This window comes from Candidatus Aquicultor secundus, assembly GCF_002791875.1.
GTDB classification, from domain to species: Bacteria; Actinomycetota; Aquicultoria; order Aquicultorales; family Aquicultoraceae; genus Aquicultor_A; species Aquicultor_A secundus.
Genome location: NZ_PFNG01000022.1, coordinates 4,637 through 4,838, shown reverse-complemented (window position 1 = coordinate 4,838; position 202 = coordinate 4,637). Strand labels below are relative to the sequence as shown.

At 54.5% G+C, this 202-nt stretch carries 1 protein-coding gene; it reads left to right on the top strand.

The genetic code is table 11. The features are described 5' to 3' along the window. On the top strand, positions 1–202 hold a 202-nt coding region (locus tag COY37_RS00805), incomplete at both ends, for a PHP domain-containing protein (protein WP_286975533.1).

Sequence of the window (202 nt, the reverse complement as noted above, 5' to 3'; positions counted from 1 at the left end):
CGCATGCCTGGCGGGGCAAGTCGCCCGGCACCTTATGCAGGACAATTACGAAGCGGCCAAAGAAGAAGCACTCTATTTCAATACCCTCTTTGGGAGGGGGAGCTTTTTTCTGGAGGTGCAGGACCACGGTATTCCCGAGCAGAAGAAGGTCAACGAGGGGATGTTCAAGCTTTCCGAAGATACCGGTACCCCAATTATCGCC